This window comes from Reyranella sp., from assembly GCF_965228225.1.
Classification (GTDB): domain Bacteria; phylum Pseudomonadota; class Alphaproteobacteria; order Reyranellales; family Reyranellaceae; genus Reyranella.
Window position 1 is genome coordinate 1,378,324 of the sequence record NZ_OZ245801.1, and the last position, 25,766, is coordinate 1,404,089.

At 66.3% G+C, this 25,766-nt stretch carries 26 protein-coding genes; 17 read left to right on the plus strand and 9 right to left on the minus strand.

Features of this window, described 5'->3' with window-relative positions:
• Nucleotides 1–41: 41 nt before the first annotated feature.
• From pal to thiD, 7 genes are all read left to right on the plus strand, one after another.
• Nucleotides 42–506 (plus strand): peptidoglycan-associated lipoprotein Pal, encoded by a 465-nt coding sequence (gene pal, locus ACO07K_RS06655; protein WP_324504906.1) that lies wholly within the window; start codon nt 42–44, stop codon nt 504–506.
• 120 nt (nt 507–626) lie between these two features.
• Complete coding sequence (ybgF, locus tag ACO07K_RS06660) at nt 627–1,334, plus strand: tol-pal system protein YbgF (protein WP_422035118.1); 708 nt, start codon at nt 627–629, stop codon at nt 1,332–1,334.
• A complete protein-coding gene (gene tilS, locus ACO07K_RS06665) occupies nt 1,331–2,419 on the plus strand; it encodes a tRNA lysidine(34) synthetase TilS (protein ID WP_422035119.1) in 1,089 nt (362 codons plus the stop codon). The genes ybgF and tilS overlap by 4 nt, the downstream gene beginning before the upstream one ends.
• A 12-nt stretch (nt 2,420–2,431) precedes the next feature.
• Nucleotides 2,432–4,372 (plus strand): ATP-dependent zinc metalloprotease FtsH, encoded by a 1,941-nt coding sequence (gene ftsH, locus ACO07K_RS06670; RefSeq protein ID WP_422015385.1) that lies wholly within the window; start codon nt 2,432–2,434, stop codon nt 4,370–4,372.
• A complete protein-coding gene (folP, locus tag ACO07K_RS06675) occupies nt 4,369–5,187 on the plus strand; it encodes a dihydropteroate synthase (protein WP_422035120.1) in 819 nt (272 codons plus the stop codon). Before ftsH ends, folP begins: the two co-directional genes overlap by 4 nt.
• 10 nt (nt 5,188–5,197) lie before the next feature.
• Nucleotides 5,198–6,547, plus strand: a complete 1,350-nt coding sequence (gene glmM / locus ACO07K_RS06680) for a phosphoglucosamine mutase (RefSeq protein WP_422035121.1) — start codon at nt 5,198–5,200, stop codon at nt 6,545–6,547.
• Nucleotides 6,544–7,335, plus strand: coding sequence for a bifunctional hydroxymethylpyrimidine kinase/phosphomethylpyrimidine kinase (gene thiD / locus ACO07K_RS06685; RefSeq protein ID WP_422035122.1), 792 nt, complete (start codon nt 6,544–6,546; stop codon nt 7,333–7,335). Before glmM ends, thiD begins: the two co-directional genes overlap by 4 nt.
• Here the strand turns inward: thiD and ACO07K_RS06690 are convergent.
• Complete coding sequence (locus tag ACO07K_RS06690; RefSeq protein WP_422035123.1) at nt 7,328–8,200, minus strand: alpha/beta fold hydrolase; 873 nt, start codon at nt 8,198–8,200, stop codon at nt 7,328–7,330. The genes thiD and ACO07K_RS06690 overlap by 8 nt on opposite strands.
• Before the next feature lie 56 nt (nt 8,201–8,256).
• Between ACO07K_RS06690 and ACO07K_RS06695 the strand changes: the two genes are divergently transcribed.
• Nucleotides 8,257–8,610 (plus strand): DUF2200 domain-containing protein, encoded by a 354-nt coding sequence (locus ACO07K_RS06695; protein ID WP_422035124.1) that lies wholly within the window; start codon nt 8,257–8,259, stop codon nt 8,608–8,610.
• 15 nt (nt 8,611–8,625) lie between these two features.
• Here ACO07K_RS06695 and ACO07K_RS06700 read toward each other — a convergent pair whose 3' ends face one another.
• Nucleotides 8,626–9,804: an aminotransferase gene (locus ACO07K_RS06700; RefSeq protein ID WP_422035125.1), complete on the minus strand. Its 1,179-nt coding sequence runs from the start codon at nt 9,802–9,804 to the stop codon at nt 8,626–8,628.
• A 302-nt stretch (nt 9,805–10,106) separates the two neighbouring features.
• Here ACO07K_RS06700 and ACO07K_RS06705 point away from each other — a divergent pair, with 302 nt between their 5' ends.
• From ACO07K_RS06705 to ACO07K_RS06730, 6 genes are all read left to right on the plus strand, one after another.
• Nucleotides 10,107–11,447, plus strand: a complete 1,341-nt coding sequence (locus ACO07K_RS06705; protein WP_422035126.1) for an ABC transporter substrate-binding protein — start codon at nt 10,107–10,109, stop codon at nt 11,445–11,447.
• A gap of 220 nt (nt 11,448–11,667) precedes the next feature.
• Nucleotides 11,668–12,597: a carbohydrate ABC transporter permease gene (locus ACO07K_RS06710; RefSeq protein WP_422035127.1), complete on the plus strand. Its 930-nt coding sequence runs from the start codon at nt 11,668–11,670 to the stop codon at nt 12,595–12,597.
• Nucleotides 12,597–13,505, plus strand: a complete 909-nt coding sequence (locus tag ACO07K_RS06715) for a carbohydrate ABC transporter permease (RefSeq protein WP_422035128.1) — start codon at nt 12,597–12,599, stop codon at nt 13,503–13,505. Before ACO07K_RS06710 ends, ACO07K_RS06715 begins: the two co-directional genes overlap by 1 nt.
• 7 nt (nt 13,506–13,512) lie before the next feature.
• A complete protein-coding gene (locus ACO07K_RS06720) occupies nt 13,513–14,613 on the plus strand; it encodes an ABC transporter ATP-binding protein (protein WP_422035129.1) in 1,101 nt (366 codons plus the stop codon).
• 30 nt (nt 14,614–14,643) lie between these two features.
• A complete protein-coding gene (locus tag ACO07K_RS06725; RefSeq protein ID WP_422035131.1) occupies nt 14,644–15,408 on the plus strand; it encodes an SDR family oxidoreductase in 765 nt (254 codons plus the stop codon).
• 1 nt (nt 15,409) lies between these two features.
• The gene (locus ACO07K_RS06730) at nt 15,410–16,504 is read left to right on the plus strand and encodes a malate/lactate/ureidoglycolate dehydrogenase (RefSeq protein ID WP_422035132.1); all 1,095 of its coding nucleotides are present in this window, start codon (nt 15,410–15,412) and stop codon (nt 16,502–16,504) included.
• 3 nt (nt 16,505–16,507) lie between these two features.
• Here ACO07K_RS06730 and ACO07K_RS06735 read toward each other — a convergent pair whose 3' ends face one another.
• The gene (locus tag ACO07K_RS06735; protein WP_422035134.1) at nt 16,508–18,202 is read right to left on the minus strand and encodes a hypothetical protein; all 1,695 of its coding nucleotides are present in this window, start codon (nt 18,200–18,202) and stop codon (nt 16,508–16,510) included.
• Nucleotides 18,203–18,291: 89 nt separating this feature from the next.
• Here ACO07K_RS06735 and ACO07K_RS06740 point away from each other — a divergent pair, with 89 nt between their 5' ends.
• Together ACO07K_RS06740 and ACO07K_RS06745 are read left to right on the plus strand one after the other, a co-directional pair.
• Nucleotides 18,292–18,591: a hypothetical protein gene (locus ACO07K_RS06740; RefSeq protein WP_422015331.1), complete on the plus strand. Its 300-nt coding sequence runs from the start codon at nt 18,292–18,294 to the stop codon at nt 18,589–18,591.
• 99 nt (nt 18,592–18,690) lie between these two features.
• On the plus strand, nt 18,691–19,662 hold the full coding sequence (locus tag ACO07K_RS06745) for a Bug family tripartite tricarboxylate transporter substrate binding protein (protein WP_422035136.1): 972 nt from the start codon (nt 18,691–18,693) through the stop codon (nt 19,660–19,662).
• Here the strand turns inward: ACO07K_RS06745 and ACO07K_RS06750 are convergent.
• From ACO07K_RS06750 to ACO07K_RS06760, 3 genes are read right to left on the minus strand one after another with little or no spacing between them, the layout of a single operon-like run.
• On the minus strand, nt 19,649–20,998 hold the full coding sequence (locus ACO07K_RS06750) for an MmgE/PrpD family protein (RefSeq protein ID WP_422035137.1): 1,350 nt from the start codon (nt 20,996–20,998) through the stop codon (nt 19,649–19,651). The genes ACO07K_RS06745 and ACO07K_RS06750 overlap by 14 nt on opposite strands.
• 28 nt (nt 20,999–21,026) lie before the next feature.
• Nucleotides 21,027–21,515: a hypothetical protein gene (locus tag ACO07K_RS06755; RefSeq protein WP_422035138.1), complete on the minus strand. Its 489-nt coding sequence runs from the start codon at nt 21,513–21,515 to the stop codon at nt 21,027–21,029.
• Nucleotides 21,516–21,531: 16 nt separating this feature from the next.
• Nucleotides 21,532–22,296 carry an SDR family NAD(P)-dependent oxidoreductase gene (locus tag ACO07K_RS06760; RefSeq protein ID WP_422035139.1) on the minus strand — a complete coding sequence of 255 codons (765 nt, stop codon included), beginning with the start codon at nt 22,294–22,296 and terminating at the stop codon, nt 21,532–21,534.
• An 82-nt stretch (nt 22,297–22,378) separates the two neighbouring features.
• On the opposite strand from ACO07K_RS06760, the gene ACO07K_RS06765 reads away from it, so the two are divergent.
• Nucleotides 22,379–23,179: an SDR family NAD(P)-dependent oxidoreductase gene (locus tag ACO07K_RS06765; protein WP_422035140.1), complete on the plus strand. Its 801-nt coding sequence runs from the start codon at nt 22,379–22,381 to the stop codon at nt 23,177–23,179.
• Nucleotides 23,180–23,241: 62 nt separating this feature from the next.
• Here ACO07K_RS06765 and ACO07K_RS06770 read toward each other — a convergent pair whose 3' ends face one another.
• From ACO07K_RS06770 to ACO07K_RS06780, 3 genes are read right to left on the minus strand one after another with little or no spacing between them, the layout of a single operon-like run.
• Nucleotides 23,242–23,796: a tyrosine phosphatase family protein gene (locus ACO07K_RS06770; RefSeq protein ID WP_422035141.1), complete on the minus strand. Its 555-nt coding sequence runs from the start codon at nt 23,794–23,796 to the stop codon at nt 23,242–23,244.
• A 9-nt stretch (nt 23,797–23,805) separates the two neighbouring features.
• Nucleotides 23,806–24,543, minus strand: a complete 738-nt coding sequence (locus ACO07K_RS06775; RefSeq protein ID WP_422035142.1) for a sulfite exporter TauE/SafE family protein — start codon at nt 24,541–24,543, stop codon at nt 23,806–23,808.
• Nucleotides 24,543–25,511, minus strand: coding sequence for an alpha/beta fold hydrolase (locus ACO07K_RS06780; RefSeq protein ID WP_422035143.1), 969 nt, complete (start codon nt 25,509–25,511; stop codon nt 24,543–24,545). The genes ACO07K_RS06775 and ACO07K_RS06780 overlap by 1 nt, the downstream gene beginning before the upstream one ends.
• Between the last annotated feature and the right edge of the window lie 255 nt (nt 25,512–25,766).

A 25,766-nucleotide genomic window follows, 5' to 3' on the forward strand; every position in this document is an offset into this window, starting at 1 on the left:
GCCCTCGCCCGGGTCGATTCCGTCAGGGAGTGGATCCAAAGATGAGCATGATCAAGGCTTTGTCGGCCCTTGCGGCGATGTTCCTCATCGCCGCCTGCAGCAGCAACAACGACACGCAGACGGCTTCCGCTGCGACCACGTCCGTGACACCCGGATCGGTTGGCGACTTCCGGCAGAATGTCGGCGACCGCGTCTTCTTCGACACCGACTCCTCCACCGTGCGCGAGGACGGCCGCCAGACCCTGAACCGCCAGGCCGAGTGGCTGAAGAAGTACGGCAACTACCAGATCACCATCGAAGGCCATTGCGACGAGCGCGGCACGCGTGAGTACAACCTGGCCCTCGGCGAGCGCCGCGCCAACGCCGCGCGCCAGTACCTGATCGCGCAGGGCATCCCGGCCGCGCGCCTCAAGACCGTCAGCTACGGCAAGGAACGTCCGGATCCGGTCGGCTCCGACGAAGCGGCGTGGGCGCGCAACCGCCGCGCCGTGACGGCCCTGGAGTAGGATCGCCTCGCACGAGGCGAATGCGGGAAACGCCGGTCGTGATGCGACCGGCGTTTTCATTTGGAAGCGAGGCGGCCATGCCTGAAAATGGCCGCGTTTGATGTGAACAAAGCGTTGGCCATGAAGATCCTTCCCGCCCGGCTCGTCCTCCTGATTGCCCTCGCCCTGCCCACGGCGGCTGTAGCGCAGCGTGGGGGAGATGCGGTCTACCTCGAAGACCGGTTCAATCAGCTCCAGCAATCGCTCACCAACCTGACGGGCCAGCTCGAGCAGCTGCAGAATCGCAATGCGAAGCTGCAGCAGCAGATGGAGAAGATGCAGGCCGACTACGAGTACCGCATCGAGCAGCTCGAGAAGGGCGGGGCCGGTCGCCCCGGAGGCGCCGCGCCGCGGCCGGCGGCACAGGCTGCGGTACCGACGCCGGCGCCCGCAGCCGGGGCGGTCAATGCGGACCAGCTCTACGACGAGGCCATCAAGAAGCTGCAGGAGGGCGACTACGCCGCCGCCGAACGAGGCTTCAAGACCTTCATTCAGCGCAACCCGCAGAACAAGCTCGCCGGCAATGCGCAATACTGGCTCGGCGAGACCTACTACGCGCGTCGCGACTACAACAGCGCCCTCACGGCCTTTGCCGAAGGCTACAAGGTCTACAAGACCAGCCCGAAGGGGCCCGACAACCTCCTGAAGCTCGGCATCACCATGTCCGTACTGGGCCGCAAGCCCGATGCCTGCGCGGTGTTCGCGCGCTTCAACCAGGACTATCCGCGGGCGACCGACCTGCAGAAGCGCCGGATCGACCAGGAGCGGCAGAAGAACGGCTGCGGGTGAGCGATTCCGTCGAGCCGCGACCCGTCGACGGGGCGACCTTCGCGCGCCTGATGGCGCCGTTCGAACCTTTCGAGACACGCCCCGAACTCGGCGTCGCCGTTTCCGGCGGTCGAGATTCTCTCAGCCTCGCCTTGCTGGCGCATGAATGGGCGGGCACGCGGGGCGGCCGAATGCTCGCGCTGATCGTCGATCACGGCCTGCGACCGGCGGCAGCGGAAGAAGCGCTGACGACGGCAGGTGTGCTGCAGAACTGCGGAATCGAGAGCCTCGTCCTGCGTTGGAGTGGAGACAAGCCGCAGGCGGGCCTGCAGGAAGCCGCGCGCGCCGCCCGCTACCGGTTGCTGCGCGACGCCTGCCGGGAGCGGGGCATCCTTCACCTCCTCGTCGCGCACCACGCAGACGACCAGGCTGAGACGGTCGCGATGCGGGCGGCGCGGGCAAGCGGGCCGGACGGGCTCGCCGGCATGGCGGCTCTGGTCGAATGGCCGGAGGTTCGTCTCCTGCGACCGCTGCTGCCGGTGCCACGTACGCGCCTGGCCGCCACGCTCGGCTCGCGAGGCATCGGCTGGATCGATGATCCCTCCAACAGCGATCCGCGCTTCGAGCGGGCGCGCCTGCGCCGCGCGGGAACGGTTGCGCTCGGCCTGCCGGATGCAGATGGTGTGCGGTCTGGCCACGAGCGGCGGGCTGCCCGTACCGGTGTGGCAGTGTTCCAGGCCCGCGAGGATGGCAGTATCGCGATAGACCGCGCGGCCATCGAACGCCTGCCCCTCGATCTTCGTCGCAGGCTGGCCAGTCGCGTCGTGCAGGCTCTGGGCGGCGGCGATCATCCGCCGCGGCGCGAGCGTCTGGAGCGGGCGGTGGCCCGACTTTCCGGAACGCCGGAGCGTGGCAAATCGGGCCGGGGGCAGGATTTCACGCTGTCAGGGTGCCTGTTCTCCCTTCGGCAAGCCGCCGGCTCGCGGGAGCTTGAGTGGATTGTCCGACCTGAAAATGGCAGGAAAGGAAGGCAGCCCTTGATTCCGGCTGCATTTTTCGCTTGCTACCCTGCGGCCGCAACCCATCTTGATCGTAGCCCCACTTAACGGAAGCCATCAGTGAACCCGTTCAATCGCAACGCTGCCCTCTGGATCGTCATCGTCCTGCTGCTCGCGCTGCTCTACAGCGTCTTCCAGGGTGGGGCGACGCGGACTCCCGGCAACACGATCTCATACTCGGAATTCGTTCGCGCGGTCGAGCAGCGGCAGATCCAGGATGTCCGTATCCAGGGCAATACGATCAACGGCACCTTCCGCGAGCCGCGCAATGGCGTGCAGAAGTTCTCGACCTACGCGCCCAGCACGCCGCCCGACGACCAGCTGATGCCGATGCTCATCAAGAACGTCGACCGTGTCGATGCGGGACCGGCGGAAGAGGGCATGAACCTCGGCAGCATCTTCGTGAGCTGGCTGCCCGTCCTCGTCCTGGTCGGCGTCTACATCTTCTTCCTGCGCCAAATGCAGAGCGGTACGGGCCGCGCCATGGGCTTCGGCAAGTCCAAGGCGCGCCTGCTCACCGAGAAGCACGGTCGCGTCACCTTCGACGACGTCGCGGGCATCGATGAGGCCAAGGGCGAGCTCGAGGAAATCGTCGACTTCCTGAAGGACCCGCAGAAATTCCAGCGCCTGGGCGGCAAGATCCCCAAGGGCTGCTTGCTGGTCGGTCCTCCGGGTACCGGTAAGACGTTGTTGGCGCGCGCCATCGCCGGCGAGGCCAACGTGCCGTTCTTCACCATCTCGGGCTCCGACTTTGTGGAGATGTTCGTGGGCGTCGGCGCCAGCCGCGTGCGCGACATGTTCGAGCAGGCCAAGAAGAACGCCCCCTGCATCGTGTTCATCGACGAAATCGACGCGGTCGGCCGCCATCGTGGTGCGGGCCTGGGCGGCGGCAACGACGAACGCGAGCAGACGCTGAACCAGTTGCTGGTCGAGATGGACGGCTTCGAGGCCAACGAGGGCGTCATCCTGATCGCCGCGACCAACCGTCCCGACGTGCTGGACCCCGCGCTGCTGCGTCCGGGCCGCTTCGACCGCCAGGTCATGGTGCCGAACCCCGACGTCGGCGGCCGCGAGAAGATCCTCAAGGTCCATATGCGCAAGGTGCCGCTGGCGCCCGACGTCGATCCGCGCGTGCTGGCCCGTGGCACGCCGGGTTTCTCCGGCGCGGATCTCGCCAATCTCGTGAACGAGGCCGCCCTGCGCGCCGCGCGCGTCGGCAAGCGTCTCGTGACCATGGGCGATTTCGAATACGCCAAGGATAAGGTCCTGATGGGCACAGAGCGTCGCTCGATGGCGATGACCGACGAGGAGAAGACGCTCACGGCCTATCATGAGGCGGGCCATGCGCTGGTCGCCATGCATGTTCCCAAGAGCGATCCGCTGCACAAGGTGACGATCATCCCGCGCGGTCGCGCGCTGGGCGTCACCATGCAGCTCCCCGAGCGCGACCATCTGAGCCACACCAAGCAGTATCTGGAGTCGCGGCTGGCCATCATGTTCGGCGGTCGCCTGGCCGAAGAGCTGGTGTTCGGCCCGGAGAACGTCACGACCGGGGCCGCCAGCGACATCCAGGTCGCGACGCAGACGGCGCGCGGCATGATCACCGCCTACGGCATGTCCGAGAAGCTCGGCCGCGTGCGCTATCAGGCGAACGAGCAGGAGGTCTTCCTGGGCCATGCCGTCACGCAGACCCAGAACGTCTCGGAGGCAACGTCGCAGCTCATCGACCAGGAGGTTCGCCGCCTGATCGAGGAGGCCGAAGGTCGGGCCCGGACGATCCTGACCGAGCGCCTCGAGGACCTGCATATGATCGCCAGAGCGTTGCTCGAGTACGAGACGCTGAGCAACGACGAGATCGGCACGATCCTGCGCGGCGAAAAGGTCGTGCGCGACGACACCGGCGGTGCGGGTACGTCCGATCGCCGCCGCCGCGCCTCGGTGCCGACCACCACCACCGGCCCGGCGCCGGGTGCCAACCCCGAGCCTCAGCCGGGCGTTTGACACGACTCTTCGCGGGCCTCGCGCTCGATCGCCCTCTCGTGATGGCGATCGTGAATGTGACGCCCGATTCCTTTTCCGACGGCGGTGAACGCTTCGACCCGGCGCGGGCCATCGACGATGGCCTGCGCTTTGTCGCGGAAGGTGCCGACATCCTGGACGTCGGCGGCGAGTCCACACGCCCCGGCTCGGCTGCCGTCTCGCCCGAGGAGGAATGTCGCCGGATTCTCCCGGTCGTCGAAGGGCTGGTTCGCCACGGGGCGGTCGTCTCCCTCGACACACGTCGGTCTCTGGTGGCCGAAGCGGGACTGGGGGCCGGCGCGCGGATCGTGAACGATGTCTCGGCGCTGCGTGATGACCCGGCCATGCTGCCCTTGGTCGTGCGCCGCAAGGCGGCGGTCATCCTGATGCATCGGCGGGGAAGACCGGAGGAGCGCTATGCCGGGCCGGCCTATATCGACGTCGTCGCGGATGTCCGGCGTTTCCTGGTCGATCGCGCCGTTGCTTGCGAGGCGGCCGGCGTGGAGCGACAGGCCATAGCCCTCGATCCCGGCCTGGGTTTCGGCAAGGCGGTCGAAGAGGAGCTTGCGCTGATTGCAGGGACCGAGCGTCTGGCGGAGGACGGCTACCCTGTCCTGATCGGCTGCTCCCGCAAGAGCTTCATCGGCCGGCTTACGGGCGTCGAAAAGCCCTCGGATCGTGATCCGGCATCGGCCTGGCTGGCGGTGGAGGCCGTGCGGCGTGGCGCGTCGATCGTGCGCGTTCACAACGTCGTGGCGACCCGGCAGACCCTCGCCGTGTTCGAGGCTATGCGTTAAAACACCAGCAATGGCTCGTTCACTCTTCGGCACCGACGGCGTTCGCGGTCGTGCAAACACTGCCCCGATGACCGCCGAGATGGCGATGCGCATCGGCATGGCCGCCGGTCAGGTCTTTCATCGGGGCGCCCATCGCAATCGAGCCGTCATCGGCAAGGACACACGCCTGTCCGGCTACATGCTGGAGCAGGCCCTGACGGCGGGCTTCCTCTCGGTCGGCGTCGACGTCTTCCTGCTGGGCCCCATTCCCACGCCCGCCGTCGGATTCCTCACCCGCTCTATGCGGGCGGATGTCGGCGTGATGATCTCCGCGTCGCACAATCCCTACGAGGACAACGGCATCAAGTTGTTCGGGCCTGACGGGTTCAAACTGTCCGACGCCGTCGAGGGCGAGATACAGGCGCTTGTGATGAAGCCGTCGGACCTCGTCCTCGCCGACGCCGCCGGCATTGGCCGCGCCCAGCGGCTCGACGGCGTGCAGGGCCGTTACATCGAGGCCGTCAAGGCATCCGCGCCGCGCGGGGTCGACCTCAGCGGACTCAAGGTCGTCGTCGATTGTGCCAATGGCGCTGCCTACAAGGTGGCGCCCACCGTATTCACCGAACTCGGCGCCGAGGTCGTGCGCGTCGGGGTGGCGCCGGACGGATTCAACATCAACGGCAATTGCGGCTCGACCCATCCTGGCGTGCTGCAGGAGCAGGTCGTTGCGCACCATGCCCATATCGGCATCGGCCTCGACGGCGATGCCGATCGCGTCATCCTGGTCGACGAGACAGGAGCGGTCATCGATGGCGACCAGCTCATGGCCACTATCGCCGATCAGTGGATGCAGAGCGGTCTGCTGTCCGGCGGTGGCCTCGTGGCGACCGTGATGTCCAATCTCGGGCTGGAACGCCACCTCAACGCGCGGGGACTGAAGCTCGTGCGCACCCAGGTCGGCGACCGCTATGTCCTCGAGCGCATGCGGGCCGACGGTTTCAATCTGGGCGGCGAGCAGTCGGGCCACATCATCATGACGGATCATGCCACGACGGGAGACGGGCTGATGGCGGCGCTGCAGGCGCTGTGCGCTCTGATCCGCTGCGAACGTCCAGCCAGCGAATTTTTCCGCGCCTTCGAGCCGGTGCCGCAGCTGCTCAAGAACATCCGTGTCGCCGACGCGAAGGCCGCGCTCGATGCCGTCTCCGTAGCCAAGGCCATCGCCTCCGGGGAAGAACGGCTCGGCAAGGGCGGGCGCATCCTCGTACGCAAGTCGGGTACCGAGCCGTTGATCCGCGTGATGGCCGAGGGCGACGATTCCGAACTCGTGCGCAGCGTGGTCGACCAGATCATCGACGCGATCCCGCGGCAGGCCGCATGAAGGGCCGCGTGCTGATCGTCGCCGGGTCGGATTCCGGCGGTGGGGCCGGCATTCAGGCCGACATCAAGGCGGTCACGGCGATGAATGGTTTCGCGGCGACGGCCATCACGGCACTCACGGCCCAGAACACCGAGGGTGTGCATGGCGTGGTCGGGATCGAGCCCGCCTTCATCGCGCAGCAGATCGAGGTCGTGCTGAGCGACATCGGGGCCGACGCGCTGAAGACAGGCATGCTGCACAGCGCCGAGGTGATCGAGGTGGTGGCGGCCGGAATCGCCCGGCATGCGCCCGGGGTGCCGCTGGTCGTCGATCCGGTGATGGTGGCCAAGGGCGGGCACCGGCTTCTGCTGACCGAAGCCGAAGCGGCGCTGCGCGACACGCTGCTGCCGATGGCGGCGCTCGTCACCCCGAACCTGCCCGAGGCGGAGGTGCTGGTGGGCTTTCCGGTGAGAGTCGAGTCCGACATGAAGCGCGCTGCCCAGCGGCTGTTGCAACTCGGCGCCGGCGCGGTGCTGATGAAAGGCGGCCATCTCGAAGGCGATCGCGTGGTCGACCTGCTGTTCCACGATGGAAGGTTCGACCGGTTCGAGGACGCACGGATCGTGAGCCGCAGCACCCATGGCACGGGCTGCACGCTGGCCTCGGCTATTGCGGCGGGCCTGGCGCAGAAGATGACGCTGCATGATGCCGTTGCGCGCGCGCGGGACTATGTCCGCAGGGCCATCGAGACCGCGCCCGGTTTCGGGCGCGGCCATGGCCCGCTCAATCACGCCGTGACGGTCAAATAAGGCCGGCGTCCTTCGCCGCGGGTTGCCGGGGCGCCCATTTCCCGGCTTCCGCCAGGACGATGAAGTTCCAGAGTTCGCGGTTGAAGGCGTCCGGTTCTTCCAGGTTCACCGCGTGGCCCGTCTTGGCGAACATCGCGAGGCCGGCATTGGGCAGGACCTGCTTCAGGTACAGGCTGGGCTGGAGGCAGGGATCGTCCTCGTCGCCGCAGATGATCAGCGTCGGCCGGTCGAGCTTCTTCCAGTCGGCCTCGAAGTCGTAGAGCGACGGCCGTTTGCCCTGGTAATTCTCCATGGTGTTGGCCGCGCCGACCACGGGGTGCTCGGAGAGATGCTTCGTGAACTCGTCGAAGCCCCGCGGATCCTTCAACCTGAAGCGCGAGCGTGTCGGATTGGTCGTGAGGCTCTCGGCATACTTCGCCATGCCGTCCTTTCGGATCAGAGCGGCCGTCGTCACGGCATCCTTCTTGAACTGCTCGTGCCCGTCGCGGCCGGCGCCCGATCCCACGCCTGCGAGCGTCAGAGAGAGCGCGCGGTCGGCATGGCATCTGCCGAAATGGGCCGTCGCGAAGGCGCCCTGCGACAGGCCGACGATATGCGCCTTCGGGATATTCAGGTGGTCCAGCATGTGCAGGGCATCGTCGACGGCATGTTGCTGGCCGTACATGTCGCCGTTCGGCGGGACGTCGGAACCGGGATAGCCGCGGAAGGAATAGGTGATGCAGCGATGGCGGCGGGCGAAGAACCGCATCTGCGGCTCCCAGGCGCGCCAGTCGCCGCAATATTCGTGGACGAACAGGATCGGCGTGCCACTGCCCGCTTCCTCGTAATGGAGCTTCACCCCGTCGGGCGTGGTCGCGTGGGGCATGGCGCTTTCCTCTTCGCATCGTTGATGGCGGCGGCGGATAGGCTAGCATCGCGGTCATGGCAAAGCATCGCATCTACACGATGGTCTTCGCGAAGGTTTACGCCGCACTGGTCGCGAAGGCGGAGCGGAAGGGGCGCACCAGGGCGGAGGTCGAGCGCATCCTCTTCTGGCTCACCGGCTACGGTGCGAAGGCGCTGGAGACACAGTTGAGCCAACAGGTCGACGTCGAGACCTTCTTCGCCAGGGCGCCCAAGCCCAATCCCTCCCGAGCCCTCATCAAGGGCGTGGTCTGCGGCGTGCGCGTCGAGGAGATCGAGGAGCCGATCATGCGCGAGATCCGCTACCTCGACAAACTCGTGGACGAACTCGCGAAGGGAAAGGCAATGGAGAAGATCCTGCGCAAAGAGTGACGCGACGCGTCCTCCCTACACGCCGAACCGCTCCAGCCGCTCCAGCACCAGCGGGATCTTGTCGTCGGTGACGTTGGCGAAGGCGAGGCGGATGAAGCGCTCCTGGCCGGCGCCGAACATGTCGCCCGGGATGGTGAGCAGGTTCTCCTCGTCGGCCATGCGCTTGGAGATTTCGGTGGAAGCGGTGCCGGCAAAAGGATGCTCCACGTAGGCGAAGTAGGCGCCAATGCTGACGAGGCGCCAGCGGTTGGAGCGTTCGAGACCCTGGCCCAGCAAGTCGGCCCGCGCCTTGAGGCCGGCTGTGTTGTTCCGCGCCCAGGGCAGCAAGTTGCGCAGGCCGTACAGCGCGGCCTCCTGCGCAAGCCGCGGCGGGCAGATCGAGACGCAGTCCATCGCCTTCTCGATCTCCGCCATGAGTTCGGTGCCCGCGCTGACGGCGCCGACGCGATAGCCGGTCAGCGCGAACACCTTCGAGAAGCTGTAGAGGTGCACCAAGGTGCCGCGCCAGTCGGGCCGGCTGAAAAGATCGTGCGGACGCTCGCCCTGAGGCAGGAAGTCCTTGTAGGTCTCGTCGAGCAGCAGCGCGATGCCGTGCTTCTTCGCGAGCTCATAGAAGGCGTGGATCGTCTCGGGTGGATAGACCGCACCCGTCGGATTGTTGGGCGAGATCAGGATGATCGCGCGGGTGCGTGGCCCGATCAGCTTCTCGGCATCCTCCGCGCTGGGCACCGCGCCAGAGCCAGGGCGGAAGTCGAGCGGCACCGGCTCGATCCCCTGCATGCGCATCCACATGTCGTGATTGAAGTAGTGCGGCCGTGGCACGATCACCTGGTCGCCCGCCTTGGCGATGCTCATCAGAGCGAGGCAGAACGCCTGATTGCAACCCGACGTGATGCCAACCTCGGCGGGCGCGATGGGGGCGCCGTAGAATTCCGAGAGATGTCCCGCATAGGCCTCGCGCAGAACCGGCAGGCCGAGGATCGGCGTGTAGCCATGCATCGTGGGATCGAGCAGCAGTTCACCCAGATGCTGGCGCAGTTCCAGCGCCGGCGGATACCCCGGCACGGCCTGGCTGAGGTCGATCAGCGGCCGGTCGGCCGGGAAGGTGCGGCCCAGCACCCAGCGCTTAGTTTCGCCGATGGGCGAGGGGGCGACGGCAGCGAGCCAGGGATTGACGTTGGGAAGGCTATTCATGGGGAGGCGTACGCTTCTTTCCGAACGAGCAGCCGATAGATTCGGCGATTTTCTGAAGCGAGATGCAATTCGCAGCGATTTCTAGCAGGAATTGCACTCTCTCTTCGGCTTGGGGTCGCGGAGCATCCAAGTCTCTCGCTGGCCTGTCAAATCGATCCTGATTTGTCATCGCATGTCAAAATGCGTTGCTTGCCCGGCTTCTTGTGCATAGCATCGCCTCAAGGCTCCGAATGAGAGCCATAGCCTTTGCATCAAAGCGGGCCGGGTCAATCGGCCGTTCGAAACGGCTCTGAGGAGGAAACATGGTCTCGAGGAAGGTCAATCGACGTCGATTCGTGGCGGGTACTGCTGCGGTCTCCGCAGCGTTTGTCGCTGCGCCCTTCGTCCGCGGCGCACACGCCGCCGGCAAGCTCACCTGCGGATTCTGGGATCACTGGGTCCCCGGTGCGAACAAAGCCACCGAAGAACTCTGCAAGGAGTGGGGCGAGAAGAACAAGGTCGAAGTCCAGATGGACTTCATCACCTCCCAGGGCAACAAGCTGCTGCTGACCACGGCCGCCGAGGGCCAGGCCAAGTCCGGCCACGACGTGCTTGCCTTCTCGACCTGGCTGCCGGCGCGCTATTCCGAGCAGCTCGTCGCCATGAACGACGTGATGGAGCCGCTCATCAAGGAGAACGGCGCGGTCAACGGGACCGTCGAGTATCTCGGCAAGCTCAACGGCAAGTGGCTCGCCGTGCCGGCCACGGCAGGCAGCCAGATCAAGGGACCGTGCTCGCGCATCGACCTGCTGAAGAAGCATGCGGGCATCGACATCCAGGCGATGTATCCAGCCGGCCAGGCCCCCAAGGCGGATTCCTGGAACCTCGACAACTTCCTCAAGGCGGCGGAAGCCTGCCAGAAGGGTGGTAACCCGTTCGGCATCGGCCTCGGCCAGACGTCGGACAGTGTCGACAGCGCCGGCGCGCTGTTCCACGCCTTCGGTGCCCAGCTCGTGAACGCCAAGGGCGACATCGTCGTGAAGAACGACCAGGTCCGCCAGGTGCTCGACTACTACAAGAAGCTGATGCAGTTCCTGCCGCCCGACGTGCCGTCGTGGGACGACGCCTCGAACAACAAGTTCCTGGTGTCGGGCCAGGGCTCGCTGATCATGAACCCGCCCAGCGCCTGGGCCGTCGCCAAGCGCGACGCGCCGCAGATCGCCGAGCAACTCTGGACGCATGGCTTCCCGATGGGACCGAAGGGCCGCTACGCGCCGTTCCTGCCGTACTTCTGGGGCATCTGGAACTTCAGCAAGAACCAGTCGGCAGCCAAGAGCCTGATTACCTTCCTCTCGCAGGCCAGCTCCGCGGAGAAGATGACCAACGCCTCGCAGGGCTACGACCTGCCGTCGTTCGAGAAGCTCACCACCTTCAAGGTCTGGTCTGAAGAGGGGCCGCCCAAGGGCACGCTCTATCACTATCCGAACCCTCACAACCACCAGACGCTCTCGATCGCCGCCGCGCCCGCGCCGCACAAGATCGCCGAGCAGATCTACACCCAGGCCATCCAGACCCAGATGGTCGTGCGCTACGCCAAGGGCGAAGCAATGGACAAGACGATCGACTGGGCGGCCAAGGAGCTCGAGGGCTTCAGCCGCAACTGATGCGACGCCACCCGCCGGTCCCTCGATGGGAGCCGGCGGGCGGTGGCGGATCGGCTCCGGATCCGGTCTTCAGCGCCAGATCCGGAAGGATGTGGGAGGGCGGCCCTGTCCCTGGCAGGGCAGCTCGCCGCTTCCGGCGCGGTGACCCGCTTCCGTTCGATCTCGTCGCCAATTTCAACCTGGTGTTTCCCGCATGGCCCGACGGGGCCTGGAGTACCCGATGGCAGACATCGCCGCCCGCAATCCGGCCGGGCATCCGACACAGCAGCGCAGCGGCCTGCACAAGCTCATGCAGCGCAAGTCGACCATCGCCTTCCTGATGGCGCTGCCGCTGATCCTTCTGATCCTCATCCTGGTCGCCTATCCGGCGGGCTATGCGGTCTACCTCGCGACACTCAACAAGGGCATGACGCGCTTCGTCGGCTTCGGGAACTTCGAGTTCCTGTTCGGTCGCGACACGTTCTGGCTGGTCGTCTACCAGTCCTGCCTGTTCGCCATCACCGCGGTGATCTTCAAGGCGATCATCGGCTTCGTGGTCGCGCATTTCGTCCACAACATTCCGGCCAAGGGCCAGCGCAAGTGGCGCGGCATGCTGCTGGTGCCGTGGGTCATCCCGCCGGCCATGAGCACGCTCGCCTGGCTGTGGCTGTTCGATCCGTCCTACAGCGCCCTCAACTGGCTCCTGGCGGTGTTCGGGTTCGAGGGCATTCCGTGGACCGGCGAGGCGGGCTGGGCGCGTTTCTCGGTCATCCTGGTCAATGTGTGGATCGGTTCGCCGTTCTTCATGATCATGTATCTCGCGGCGCTGAAGTCGGTGCCCGAGCAACTCTATGAGGCCGCCTCGATCGACGGCGCCACCTGGTGGCAACGCATCTGGTACGTGACCCTGCCGATGATGCGCAACATCATCGCGATCACCGCGCTTTTCTCTCTGATCGTCACTTTCGCGAACTTCGACATCGTGCGCGTGCTGACCGCGGGTGGTCCGCTCAACAGCACCCACATCTTCGGCACCTGGGCGTTCCGCGTCGGCATCGAGGGCGGAGACATACCGCTCGGCGCCGCCGTGTCGCTGTTCATGGTGCCTATCCTGGCCGTCGCCGCGACCTTCATCCTGCGCGACATCACCAAGCGGGGGAGTGAAGTCTGATGGCAAACGCCGCAATCGCCACCGGAGAGCCGTCCCGTCCAAAGTACGGCAGCATGAGTCGCGATCGGACCTGGGCGCTGCGCTGGTCCTATTTCTTCCTCGTGCTGTTCGCCATCTTCTTCCTGATGCCGCCGGTCTACATGCTGATCACCTCGCTGAAGACCAGCGCGGAGATCTCGGCCGCGACCAACCCGTGGTGGATCAGCAATCCGACCCTGCAGAACTACATCGACCTGCTCTCGCAGAACCAGTTCCTGGTGTTCTTCCGGAATTCGGCGATCGTGTCGATCTGCGTCGTCATCCTGACCATGCTGATCAGCGTGATCGCAGCCTTTGCGCTCGCACGCATGAAGTTCTGGGGGTCGGCCACGCTGGCGACGGGTGTGTTCCTCACCTACCTGATCCCCGAAACGCTGCTGTTCATCCCACTGTTCAAGATGTTCGCGTGGGTGAACGAGGTATTCGGCGTCCAGCTGATGAATCACTGGTGGACGATGATCATCCTCTATCCGACGCTCACCGTGCCGTTCGCCACCTGGATCATGATCGGCTACTTCGCGTCGATTCCCAAGGAACTCGACGAGGCGGCTCTGATCGACGGCGCCACCTGGATGCAGACCTTGACCAAGATCTTCATTCCGGTGGCCCTGCCAGGGATCATCGCGGCGACGATCTTCACCTTCACGGTCGCGTGGGCGCAGTTCCTCTACCCGCTGGCTTTCACCACCTCGACCAGCGAGCTGGTGCTGCCGGTGGGCATCATCACGACGCTGATCAAGGGCGACGTCTTCAACTGGGGGCAGATCATGACCGGCGCGCTGCTCGGCGCGGCGCCGCCGCTCATCATCTACGCCTTCCTCATGGATTACTACATTGCGGGTCTGACCGCGGGCGCGACAAAGGGATAGTCGACACATGGCTCAGGTAACGTTGCGTAAGGTCGTCAAGAAGTACGACGAAGTCCTCGCCGTCCGCGGCATCGACCTCGACATCAGCGACAAGGAATTCATCGTCCTGGTCGGTCCGTCGGGCTGCGGCAAGAGCACGACGCTCCGCATGATCGCGGGGCTCGAGGAGATCAGCGGCGGCGATATCGCGATCGGCGGCGACGTCGTCAACGACGTGCCGCCGAAGGACCGGGACATCGCCATGGTGTTCCAGAACTACGCGCTCTATCCGCACATGAACGTCTACGAGAACATGTCGTTCGGCCTGAAGCTCAAGAAGACGCCGAAGGACGTGATCGACCAGCGGGTGAAGCAGGCGGCCCAGATCCTCGACATCACCGAGCTGCTCGACCGCAAGCCCAAGCAGCTCTCGGGCGGCCAGCGCCAGCGCGTCGCCATGGGCCGCGCCATCGTGCGCGATCCCAAGGTGTTCCTGTTCGACGAGCCGCTGTCGAACCTCGACGCCAAGCTTCGCGTGCAGATGCGCACCGAGATCAAGAAGGTGCACCAGAAGGTCCGCACCACGACGGTCTACGTGACCCACGATCAGGTCGAGGCGATGACCCTGGCCGACCGCGTTGTGGTGATGAACGGCGGCCTGATCGAGCAGGTCGGCTCGCCGAACGATCTCTACCACTCGCCGGCCACCAAGTTCGTCGCGGGCTTCATCGGCTCGCCGGCCATGAACTTCCTCACCTGTCAGCTGGAGCAGGCGGCGGGCGCCCTGCGGGTACGGGTGAACGACACCCTGTCCTTCCCGGTGCCAGCCGACCGAACGGCCCGCTACACGGCCCATGTCGGCAAGCCCAGCCTGATGCTCGGCCTCCGGCCCGAGCACATCACCGAGACCAAGCCGCACACCGAGTCTAACCAGCACGATTTCGACATGCTGATCGACGTCGTCGAGCCCATGGGCATGGAGACGCTGGTCTACTTCACGGTGAACGGCCGGGAGGTCTGCGGTCGCGTCAACCCGAATGCGGGCGCGGCGGCGGCACAGTCCATGAAGCTGAGGGCCGACCTCAGCAACATGCATCTGATCGACGACAGCACCGGCAAGGTGCTTTAATCCTCGCTTTCTGGCGTTGAGGAGATGTTCATGGGTTCGTTGACGGGCAAGGTCGCCTGGGTGACCGGTGCTGGCTCGGGTATTGGCCAGGCGGCGGCGGTGGCGCTGGCGAAGGACGGCTCGACGGTGGTGCTGACCGGGCGCCGGCGCGAGGCGCTCGAAGAGACGGCCGAAATGATCCGTAAGGCTGGCGGCACGGCCGAGGTGAAGCCGGCGGATCTGATGAAGGCCTCCGCGGTCGAGAAGACTGTTGCGGCGATCGCCAAGAAGCATCGGCGCATCGACATCCTGGTCAACAATGCCGGCCTCAACATCCAGAAGCGGAGCTGGAAGCAGCTGACGCCCAAGGGCGTCGACGAGGTCGTGCACGGCAACCTGTCGAGCGCCTTCTACTGCACCTCGGCGGTGCTGCCGCTGATGCGCAAGAACAAGGGCGGCGTGCTGATCCATACCTCCTCGGTCGCCGGCAAGGTGCCGAGCCTGCTGTCGGGCCCGGCCTATTCGGCGGCCAAGCACGGCGTGGTGGCGATGAGCCACACGATCAACATGGAGGAATGCGTCAACGGCATCCGCTCCTGCGTGGTCTGCCCGGGCGAGGTGGCGACGCCGATCCTCGACAAGCGTCCGGTGCCGATCACCCCGGCCGAGCGCAAGCGCATGGCGCAGTCGGAGGATGTCGGAGATCTGATCCGCTACATCGCCTGCCTGCCGGCGCACATCGTCATCAATGAGGTGATGATCAACCCGACCTGGAACCGCGGCTACGTCGCGAGCCTGCAGCGCGGAAAATCCTGACATGGGCAGTGTGACGATCAAGGCGAAGGAGCTGGAATCCTTCGTCGCGGACATCTTTGCCGCCGCGGGATGCTCTAAGGAGGAGGGCGGTCGCATCGGGCGCTACCTCGTGAGCGCCAACCTGTCGGGTCATGACAGTCACGGCGTGGTGCGCGTGCCGCGCTACGCCTCGCAGAAAAAGAGCGGCACGGTCATCGCCGACGTTACGGTCGATGTGCTGGTCGATACGCCGGTGATCGCCGTGGTCGACGGCAAGTACGGCTTCGGCCAGACCGTGACGCCGCAGGCCGTGCAGATCGGCATCGACAAGTGCCTGAAGAACGGCCTTTCGGCCGTGACCCTGCGTAACGCGGGCCATGTCGGCCGCGTCGGCGACTGGGCCGAGATGGCGGCCGAGGCCGGTCTCGTCTCGGTGCATTTCGTCAACGCCTCGGGCAGCGTCCTGGTGGCGCCCTTTGGCGGCGTCGAGCGGCGCTTCTCGACCGCGCCCTATTGTGTCGGTGTCCCGCGGCCAGGTGAGGATCCGCTGGTCCTCGACTTCGCCACCTCGATCGTGGCCGAGGGCAAGGTCCTGGTGACCAGCCAGGGTGGCAAGAAGCTGCCGGAGGGCGCACTGATCGGACCGGACGGCAAGCCGAGCGCCGATCCCCATCTGCTCTACGGCGACTATACGCCCACGGGTCCGCGCGATCACAGCAAGGGCACCGGCGCGATCCGTGCCTTCGGCGACCACAAGGGCTCGGGCCTCGCCTTCATGTGCGAGATCCTGGGCGGCTCGCTGTCGGGCACGGGCGCGACCGATCCCAAGCGCGGCCGCTTTGCCAACGGCATGCTGTCCTTCTACGTCGATCCCAAGGTGTTCGATGCCGAGGGCTTCTTCCCGACGGACATCGCGAAGTACGTTTCGTTCGTGAAGGACTCCAAGCCCGCGACGCCCGGTGTCGAGATTCTCGTTCCGGGAGAGCAGGAGTCTCGTACCCGGGCCCAGCGTCTCGCCGACGGCGTACCGCTGCCGGACGATACCTGGGCCGCCATCGTGGAGACCGCGCGCTCGGTCGGTCTCGACGAACGACGCATCCAGCAGGCGGCAATGTAGCCGTCAGCGGCCGGCGGCGGGCTGCAGCCGATATAGGGAACCCGCGACCGGGTCGACCGACACCGGGCTGGCCGCGAAGTCGGTGCGCAGCATGCGTTGCAGCGCACCGAGCCGGGCGGCGTCGGCGACCATGCCGGTCTCGGTCAGCAACTGGGCCTCGGGAATGTCCCACAGGCGAACGACGATCACCTCGTAGCCGAGCGCCAGCACGCGGTCGATTTGTCGTCGCAGGGATTCGACGTGCCGCTCCGCGCTCCAGTCGGGATGGCGCAGGACGTCGCCGGTGAAGCCGATCCATTTGAACTTCGGCAGCGCCTGCGGCGCCGGGCCCAACCCGGCGATACCCGGCTCCGCCGTGCCCCAGTGCAGCGAGGCGTAGACCATCGTCCAGTCGAAATCGTGCAGCAGGAAGACGGTGCGTGCCGGATCGCTCTCGTGCTCGAGGCGCTCGATGGCGTTGCGCCATTTACTGTCGAGGCCGCGCAACGGCGCGATGCTCCAGACATTGTAGGCGAACAGCGCGACGGTGACGGCGGCCATGGCGGCAAGGCCGCGCGTCGGCCAGCGGCGGCGCGCGGCAAGCAGCACCAGCGCCCAGGCAGGGGTCACCCAGGCCATGACGTTGATCTGCATCTGCGGGTCCTGCGGCTGGGAGTAGAGGTTGAAGACCTCGCCCGCGAGGAAGGTGATGCCGAACACGGCCAGCAGGGCCCGAGCCCGGCTGTCGTTGGCGCGCATGAGGGTCGAGCCCGCGACGGCGGCGATGCCCACGAGCCAGAAGGTCGTGACGAAGCGCCAGATGTCCCAGCCGGGAAGGCGATCGAACGTCGTGACGCCGGTCCCCAGCAGATAGGCCACGATGCCATCCCAGAGGTAGCCCACCTTGGCCCAGCTGAAGCCCGCCCACACCGAGCGCACCGCCTTGCCCGTCCAGACGAGATCGAAGGGTCCGACGGCCCCCGTGTGACCATGCCAGGCCATCGCCACGACCGACGCCGTGGCCAGCATGCAGGCGAGGAACAATGCAATCCAGGCGAGGCGGCGCCCGCGGCGCGGCTCGCAGAGCCAGAGCGCGGCAAGCATCGCCGGCAGGGTGGGGAACATCAGCCGCCATTCGAACAGCCAGCCGGTCGAGAACAGCACAGCGACCGCCGCAACCCGTGCCACCGACGGCTGCGCGAACCAGACCGCGCCGAGCGCCATCGCGGCGAACATCAGCGTATAGCTCGGCATGATGTCCTCGTTGACGATGGCGAGGAACATCACGTGACTGGTCGCGAGGTGAAACACGCCCGTCAACAGGCCGATGATCCGGTCGCCCGTCATTGCGCGGGCGAGCAGGTAGGCCACGCCGGTGCAGAGGCTGGCGCTTGCCGCGTTGAGGATCGTGAGCTGCCGCCGGGGGTCGCCCGCAAAGATGCCGAGCAGGTCGAGCAGCCGGCAGAGGGCGCCGTAGACGGGATAGAAGAGATAGTTCGAGGGGTAGAGCGGTGCGTGCGCCGGATCGACCACCCAGGGCTTCAGCTCGAGGCTCTTGAAGACGCCGTTGCCCGTCAACCCACCCTGCGCATTGTCGAACCAGAGGATCAGGGCAATCAGCAGCGCGCTGCTGCCGACGACAAGCAATGCGAGATCGAGGAACGTGCCGCGGCTCGAGCGGCCGTCCAGCCGGGCGTCGGAGACGGTCAGCGCAGTCATCGCGTGGACAGGGGGCCGAGGCCACGGTGCTTGCGGCGGAAGCGCGGCGCGCGCACCATTGCGCCAGGCAACAGGAGCGAGCGGATAGCATGTATCGGGTAACTTCCCAGTTCAAGGCGACCATACTGGCGCGCTTTGCGGCGGCGCTGCATCAGCTCGACGACTGGAACCGCGAGCCCAACTGGAAGGAGGAGGAATGCCTCTTCCGCGCCCTGGGCTACATGAAGCGCGGCAACTTCAAGCTTGCCGAGGCGGAGCTCAAGGAACTGACCGGGATTTTCGCGTCGCCGCCGGACAAGAAGGCCGTCGCGCCGGAGGTCGGCCGGGAACGCTACACCAAAGCCCTGATGAAGCGCGGTTTGGCCCAGTTGAGAGGGGAAGCGGCCTGACGCCGTGCGAGAGAACCGAGATTGCCCCATGGCAATGTTTCAGTAGCCCTTGTCCGCGGTATTCTCAACGATGCCGCCAATGAAGTCCCAGGAGGAAAGATGAAGAAGATGACGAGGCGCGCCGCCGGCGCGCTGGCGCTGGCTGTTGTCGCGAGCCCGGTCTGGGCGCAGGATTTCCCCTCCAAATCCCTCAAGCTCGTGGTGCCCTATGCGCCGGGCGGGGGCGCCGACTCGGTGGCCCGGATCGTCGCCAAGAAGGTCTCCGAGAATATCGGCCAGCCGATCGTGATCGAGAACAAGGGCGGGGCCGGATCGATCGTCGGCACCGATCTGGTGGCCAAGGCCGAGCCCGACGGTTACACGCTGCTGCTCGGCCAGTCCGGCCCGATCTCGATCAATCCCGCCGTCTACAAGACGCTGCCGTACGATCCGGTGAAGGACTTTGCGCCGATCACCATGACGACGGCCTATCCCTACATCCTCGTCGTAAACTCCGAGTCGCCGGCCAAGACCTTGCAGGAGTTCGTGGCGCTGGCCAAGAGCAAGCCCGGCGCCCTGAATTACGGCTCGACCGGCGTCGGCGCGGCCAACCACCTCGTGGCCGAGCTGTTCGCCAGCAAGGCGGGCCTCAAGATGACCCACGTGCCCTATCGTGGCACGGCGCTGGCAGTGGGCGATCTCGTCAGCGGCACGCTGAACGTCGTGTTCGGCGATCCGATCAGCGTCCTGCCGCACATCAAGTCCGGCAAGCTGCGCGCGCTCGCCGTCACCAGCCTGGACCGGTCGCCGGTGGCGCCCGAAGTGCCGACCGTCGCCGAAAGCGGCTATCCCGGCTTCGAGGCGCTGGCCTGGCATGGCATCCTGGCGCCGGCCAAGACCCCACCCGCCGTCGTCAAGAAGCTGAACGCCGAGATCGTCAAGGCGCTGGCCGATCCTGCCACCAAGGAACTGCTGGAGAAGCAGGCCATGCAGACGGTCGGGAACTCGCCGGAAGCGTTCGCGGCCTTCATCCAGAAGGACATCGCGACCTGGAAGGCGGTCGCGGCGGCCGCCAACGTCACCGTCGAGTAGGCACCGCCAGCGACAGCAGCGCGGAGACATCCTCGCTGCGGTCGAGCGCCCATACGGCGTCGATCAGAGGCTGGATGTCGTGGTCCGGCTCCCAGCGCCGGGCCTCGTCGCGCAGCTTGGCCTCGATCTCGGCATCCTTCAGCGGGTTCGACGAACTGCCGCGCGCCGCCTGGGTTGAAAGCGCGTGCTTCTTCCCATCGGCGCTCCAGATGTCCATTTCGGCGGCGATCGTCGAGATTCGATCGTCGCTCGTGCATTCGAACTTGCCGCGCAAGGCCTTGATGGCGGGATCGGCGACGCAGGCATCGGTCAACTGGTCGAGGCCCGCCTTGCCGAGCACGAGCGCCGCCGCCACGCAATGCTGCAGGCTGACCTGCGCCTCGCGGCCCGTGGCGATGTCGGCGCGGTCGGTCCGCTGCAGCAGCAGGGGATTGCCGCGCACGGCGATCCGTTCGACGGCGACATCCGGATGGGCGCGGCGCCAGTCGAGCGCGAGGTCGAGCAGCGGGTGGATCACGAAGCCCGCGGCATAGGGCTTGATCGAGTTGTGATTGACCTGCCAGTCCTTGCCGAGCCCGTCGAGCAGGGCCGCCCAGTTGGGCGGCTCGCCCATGGCCGCGAGGAAGCCCTGCGCGCCGGCGATCGGCTCGGGCGGGCCGGCAAAGCCCTTCTCCGCGAGCAGCGCCGAGAACAGCCCGTTGCGGGCCGCGTTGCCGACGCTGACGCTCTTGGCGGGCCAGCCCAGGCATTCGCAGAGGCCGGCGGACTGGGTCGCGGCGCTGCCCAGCGCCCACACGGTGCGCTCGGCGTCGAGGCCCAGCAGCTTGGCGGCGCCGGCCGCCGAACCGAACACGCCGCAGGTCGAGGTGATATGCCAGCCCTTGGGATAATGGCCGGGCGAGACCGCGCCGCCGATCCGGCATTCGATCTCGAAGCCAAGCGCGAAGGCCAGGAGCAGGTCCGGGCCGGTGACACGGCGGATTTCGGAAAGGGCCAGCAGCGCGGGTGCCAGCGGCGAGGTCGGGTGAACGACGGTCGGCAGATGGGTGTCGCAATAGTCGAAGACGTTGGCACCCGCGGCATTCAGGAACGCGGCCGTCAGCGGATCGATGCGCTCGGACCGCCCGACGAGGGTGGCCTGCCGGCCGCCCGAGAACTCGCCCAGGGTCCGCAGCGCCAGCTCGACCGGCTCGGTGCGGCATCCTGCGATCGCCACGGCGAAGAAGTTCAGCAGGGCGCGCTTGGCTTCGTGGCGGGCCTTCTCCGGAAGGTCGTCCCATTTCGTGTCGACGATGAAGCGGGCCAGTTCCGGGGTAACGCCTTGTCTGGGAAGCATGGTTACTCTTTCAATCAGTGAGACGGGTCTATTCGCGGACCGGAGAGCCTTCGAGCCGGAGAGACGCATCGGCGGCGGGCTTGATGCCTTCGTCGAGCCGCAGGCAGCCGGCGTTCAGACCGTCCCCGGGCTTCCTGTCGACAGGTGCGATGAACAGGGCGGTGACCTTGAGGTCGCCCACGGCGAGACGCGCCTCGCTCAACCAGCGCGTGGCGCGGATCGAGGCGCCGCCCTTGTCGAGCGGGACCCAGCCGCACAGCACGGTCCGTTCACCCGACGGGTCGATGCGGACATGCGCGGTGTCGTTGCCCTTGAAGCTGCCGGCGGCGCTGTTCACCTGCCATTCGAAGGGGATGGCGCGGTAGAGCTTCGCATCGTCGGTCGAGACGTCGATGGTGCCGACATAGTCGGCCTTCGCCAGCGACGGGTCGCGCAGCCAGCCCTGCGAGACCGCGACGGCGTAGAGCGCGAAGGCCGCGGCCGCCAGCAGCATCGCCCAGCGCGGAATACCGGTCATGGCCTGGTCCGTCCGATCAGGCGAGGATGGTGGTCAGGCCGCCATCGACCACCAGCGTGTGGCCGGTGATGTAGCTGCCCGCATCGGACGCCAGCAGCAGCAGCGCGCCGCGCAGATCCTCGGGCTTGCCCCAGCGCGCGGCGGCGGTTCGGCGCTCCAGCATGGCGCTGAAATCCTTGTTCTGCTGCAGGGGAACGTTGAGCTCGGTCCGGATGTAGCCGGGCGCGATTGCGTTGGCCGTGACGTGCGGCCCGAACTCGGCGGCCAGGTTCTTGGTGAGGCCGACCAGCCCATGCTTGGCCGAGACATAGCCCGCGACCGAGGCCCGCCCGAGGACCGCCATGACCGAGGAGATGTTGACGATCCGACCATACTTGCGCGCCAGCATGTGACGGCCGACCTCGCGCGCCACGATGAACTGCGAGACCAGGTCGGTTTCGATCACCTTGCGAAAATCGGCCGTTGCCGTGTCGACGATGTCCTGGCGGTGCACGATCCCCGCATTGTTCACCAGCACGTCGATGCGGCGGTGCTTGCCGACAATGGCGCCGACCTTGGCGACGACATCGGCCTCGTCGGTCACGTCCATCGTGACGACGTGCGCCCTTCCGCCCTTCCGGTCGATGGCCCGGGCCGTGGCGTCGAGTTCCTTTACCGAGCGGCCGGCGCAGAGCACCGTGGCACCGGCCTCCGCCAGGGCCAGCGCCATGTCGCGTCCCAGCCCGCGCGACGCGCCGGTCACCAGCGCCACGCGATTCTTCATCGAAAACAGATCCGCCATGATCCCGCCTGAGCTGCGTTTCTTTGCCTTGGGGGCCGATCCTAGCCTATGAAAGGTGCTGCGAGATATCGGGAGAAGCGACATGGCGAAATCGAACAAGGTGGCGATCGTGACGGGCTCGGCGACCGGACTGGGCGCCTCCTGCGCGCTCGACCTGGCGGAGCGCGGCTGGAACGTCGCGATCAACTACACCAAGAGCAAGAAAGAGGCGGACGAGACCTACGAGGCGGTCAAGGCCAAGGGCGTCGAGGCGATCCTGGTCCAGGCCGACATGGGCCAGGATGCCGACTGCCGCAGGCTCGCCGACGAGACGATGAAGAAGTGGGGCCGCATCGACGGTCTCGTCAATAATGCCGGCACCACCAAGTTCCAGAACCAGGGCGACCTCGACGGCGTCACGCCTGAGGATTTCGATCGCATCCTGCGGGTGAACGTCACCGGCCCCTACATGATGAGCCGCGCCGTCTATCCCATGATGAATAAGCAATGGGAGACCCAGCAGGATCGTGGTTCGATCGTGAACATCTCATCGATCGCGGGCGTCATGGGGGTCGGCAGCTCGATCCCCTATGCCTGTTCCAAGGGCGCACTCAACACCCTGACGCTGACCCTGGCGCGTTGGCTGTCGCCGGCAGTGCGGGTCAACACGGTGTGCCCGGGCTTCATCCAGACGCGCTGGCTGCTGGGCGGCATGGGTGAGGAGAACTACAACAAGATGAAGATGGGGCAAGAGCAGAACACGCCGCTGCGCCAGGCCGGTACGCCCGAACAGATGGCGGAAGCCGTGATGTTCTTCCTGACGAGCGCCAGCAACATCACCGGCGAGTTCCTGATCGTCGACGCCGGCACCCATCTCGCCAGCCTGCCGATGAAGGCGCGGTAGGAAGCAGACTCCTGCGTTGAATCCTGCCCCAGGCGTGGCCGCAAGCCACACCTCGGGAGGGGTCAGACGGGAATTTCGTGGCCGCGGCCGATGTTGCGGACCACGTCCTTGAGGTGCGGCTTCACCTCGAGGAGGGCCTTTCGGTAGGCAACCAGGCCCCGCAGCATGGCGCCGTCGCGCTTCAGCAGCGCGTCGGCGAACTCGATCATGCGGGTGTTCGGCCAGCCATGCTTGCGTAGCTCCAGGAGCTTCAGGAAGGCCTGTTCCTCGGTTCCCGGCGCGAGCTGCGTCATCAGGATGGCGGCCGCCGCAGTCGAGCGCGAGATGCCCGCGTGGCAATGGATCAGCACGTGGCCATCGGGCCGCGCATGGACGCGCTCGCCGAACGCCAGGACCTTCTCGATATGGGCCTGCGTGCAGGCCTCGAAGCCAGGATACTCCGCCACGACGTCGTCGAAGCGGATCAGCTCATGTTCGATGCCAGAGTAGGTGTCGAGCGCGGGCGGGCGCGGCTCGTGGGTGTCGATGATCGACAGGACGTGGCTTACGCCGACGGCGCAATGCTGCGGCAGCTCGGGAATGCCGCAGATCGTGACCTTGAAGAGGGGGAGGGACATGGCCCGACCCTACAACAAGCCACGCGCCATGTGCAGCCCGAGAGCCAGCAGCCCGATCAGGAAAACCCGACGGAACATTTCAGGGGACAGGGCATTGCGCGACTTCTGGCCGAGCCAGACGCCGATCGAGGTGGGAACGATGGCTGCAATCCCACCGACAACGTTCGTGGCATCGAAGGCGCCCTGACGGAACAGCGCGACCGTGAGCGAGCCGATCAGGAAGATGAAGAGGATGCCCAGCGCCTGCACCAGGTCGTCCTTGTCGATGTCCAGCGACTGCATGTAGGGCAGGAACGGCACCGCCGCGATGCCGGTGAAGCCGGCCACGCCGCCGCTGGCGATGCCCATCAGAGGGTTCATCCAGCGTTCGGCCCGGCGCGACACGCGCGGGCGCCATGCCAGGAGTACGATCGTTGAATAAAGAGCCAGCATGACGCCCAGCCAGGCCGAGGCCTGGGCCGAACCGAGCTTGTCCAGGCTCGCGGCCACGAGGATCAGCGTGACGGTGGCGGTCAGGGCGAGCGTCCAGAAACGACGGAACAGGCGCAGCAGGCCCCGCCCGTAGGCCGCCTGCCAGACGTTCGTGACCAGCGTCGGAATGGTCATGATCGCCAGCGCGTCCTCGAGCGGCACGACCAGCGTCATCAGGCCCACGGCGATCGGCGGCAGTCCGATGCCCACCGCTCCCTTGGCGATCCCGGCGATGACGAAGGCGACGAAGATCACCAGGATCTGGACTTCGGTCATCAGCTCAGCACGCCTTTCACCAGCCGGTCGAACGCCTCCCAGAACAGGGCGCGGATTTCGTCGGTCTCCATCATGATCTCGTGGCGGGCATGGCCGATCGTGAAGTGCTCGCCGTGCTTCAGGCGGGCCACCAGCGGGGCATGGGACCGGGAGTCGACCAGCCGGTCCTCGCCAGCGCTGATGACGAGCAGCGGAATGTCGATGCGCTCGAGATAGCCGGACGCATGGACGGCGGCCATCGAACGGACCGCCTGCCGGGACCAGCCCAGCGTGGGACCACCCAAGGCGAGACGCGGATCGGCCGTGAACCAGTCCTCGGTGAAGCGATAGCGGCGCTCGTCATGCGTCACGAAGTTCGACGCGAACTCCCGGGCCAGCAGGACGAAGGGCCCGGTCCCGAACAGGTAGCGTTCCTCCACGGCGGGGACCTCGGGCATGATCATCAGTACCGATCGAAGCATGGCTTCACGGCGGAGCGCGGTCATGGGGGCCACGAAGAGAGCGGCAGAGAACGGACCGGTCCCGCTCTCCGCCATTTCGCGCATCGCGATGTGGCTGCCCATCGAATGGCAGAGGGCGAGCACCGGCCGAGGCGCGTCAGGCGAAACGACAGTATCGAGGAACAGCCGGAGGTCGACCATGTAGGTCGAGAAGGTATCGATGTGTCCCTTGCCGCGGTCCGGCAGCGGACGGTCCGAGAGACCCTGACCCCGCCAGTCGAGGGCGGCCACGGCAAAGCCACGCTCCAAGAGGTCTCCGACCACCTCGGTGGCGTACTTTTCGATGAACTCGCCGCGCCCGGGGAGGATAACGGCCGTGCCGCGCGGGACCCGAAGGGCATTCCACCACGCATAACGCAGGCGTGCACCCGCCCGCTCAAGAGAGCCGTAACGGTCGGCCGCCCGATAGGTTGCGCGAAGAGAGGGAGGGACCGCAGCGGGCGCCGCGGCGGGATCCTGATCGGTCATGGTTTGTGGCGTTTTGGCGAAGGACGGGCGACAAGGCCAGCGACAATTGGGCATTTTAGCCATCATCGCCTTCGGTCTCTTTACCGTACCCGGAGCCGCAGGCTATAGATTGAGGTGTCGCCTCACCGACTGCGAAGGGTCGCAGCCGAGGAAATCGGGCGCAAGGAAACCTCGAAGAGGTCCGCCGCACTGCGTGGTAGTCGGCTCGCTGTAAGAGTCGATCCGGGCACGGTCCTTGCGTCGACGATTGTCGTC